Genomic DNA, 1,464 nt, shown 5'->3' on the forward strand with positions numbered 1-1,464 from the left:
GCTCTCGTGCGGTTGCGGAGTAGTCTTTCTGAGCGTCTGTCTCTGCGAAAACTATACCGGGGCGCTCAGATGGTTTCGCGGTCTCTCCCTTGTGGATGCGGCCCTGATCGTGCTTGAGGTGCTTGCGGTAGCCGCGTGCGCGATAACGGTGAACGCCGCGAGTGCCGACCGGCCGTTCGATGCATTGCTCGTCGGCGAGCAATCTTGTGCGTTTTGGTTCGGTTTCGTGGGATGCGGTATACTTGCGCCCTTGGCTATAGAAGTATCTGCACTGGTCGCTCGGCGCACTCATCGAAGCAGCGTTATTGCCGTTATGGCCGTGCTTATCCTTGTCGGCGGCTTGAGCCTGCGGTTCGTGCTCGTGAGTGCCGGCGTTCAAACCGCGGCCTGAAGAAACGACGAGATCAATGGTGACGAAGGAAATACCTGCATTCATATTTAGCGAGGACAGCGACTTGCCGCTTTGGGTTCAGTTGCGCGACCGTATAGCGTTCCTCATCAATTCGGGATTCTACAAGCCCGGCGAAAAGTTGCCCACCGTGCGTAAATACGCAGCCGACCTGCACATAGCGTACAACACGGTCAGCAAGGCGTACATGGGCCTTGAGCGGGATGGCTATGTTACGACCGTTCGCGGCAGCGGCGTGTTTGTAAGCGATATAGGCGCATTCCCCCGAGAGGGCGGCCGTATTGACGCGGTGGTTGAGGAGTTCGTGAAAAGCTGTCTCGAAGAAGGGATGACGTACGAGGACATTCCCAAGTTCGTGTCCAAGCATGTTCGAAAGATGAAGAGGGATCATGAAGAGAAATAGCAGAGAGCACCTTGCGTCAGACGAGCGGGATTCGTATCGTCGCTCGGAAATGGAGTTCGGTGTTGCGGCCGATGCCTATCGCTCCGACCCGAGTAAAAAGGCTACCCGCAACGGGGCTGTGATGATTACCGTTGTGCTTGCGCTGGCTGCGTTTCTCGGGATACTTGCGCTATGGTATGTGGTATCGGGGGCTTTGAGCATTGCTGGCATCGCCGCTGCTCTCGTTGTCGGGCTTGCCGCGCTTTCGTCCATTCACGTATGCCTCGAATGGGAGCGCGCGGTGATTATGCGCCTGGGGCGCTTCAATCGCTTGGCAGGCCCTGGCATCTTTTTCAGCATTCCGCTGGTCGAGTTCTGTACCTTGCGTGTCGATCAACGAACGACGGCCACTCCTTTCGGGGCAGAGGCGGCACTTACGAGCGACTTGGTGCCGCTTGACGTCGACGCGGTTCTGTTTTGGATGATCTGGGACCCCGAAAAGGCCTGCATGGAGGTTGAGGATTGCCGTTTCGCCGTCGCATTGACCGCACAAACGGCGCTTCGCGATGCCCTTGGGCGCGCGTCGGTTTCTAACGTTGTGATGCGACGACATCAGCTTGACCAGGAGCTGCAGGAAGCGGTGGAGGCGAAAGTTACCGACTGGGGCGTCACG

3 protein-coding genes are annotated in these 1,464 nt (G+C 57.7%); all 3 read left to right on the forward strand.

The genetic code is table 11. The features are described 5' to 3' along the window. Window positions 1-391: NrfD/PsrC family molybdoenzyme membrane anchor subunit (nrfD, locus tag RR842_RS14655; protein WP_332730307.1), on the forward strand; the 391-nt coding region annotated here is incomplete at its 5' end. Between the two features lie 16 nt (window positions 392-407). Continuing rightward, entirely contained in the window at window positions 408-812 is a 405-nt protein-coding gene (locus RR842_RS14660; protein ID WP_332517907.1) for a GntR family transcriptional regulator, read from the forward strand. Further along, on the forward strand, window positions 799-1,464 hold a 666-nt coding region (locus tag RR842_RS14665; protein WP_332730308.1), incomplete at its 3' end, for an SPFH domain-containing protein. The genes RR842_RS14660 and RR842_RS14665, both read left to right, overlap by 14 nt.

Source organism: Gordonibacter sp. (assembly GCF_036667095.1).
Lineage (GTDB): Bacteria > Actinomycetota > Coriobacteriia > Coriobacteriales > Eggerthellaceae > Gordonibacter.

Coding starts and splice junctions, on each gene's coding strand:
- RR842_RS14660 (WP_332517907.1), top strand. CDS start 408: ATGGTGACGAAGGAAATACCTGCATTCATATTTAGCGAGGACAGCGAC.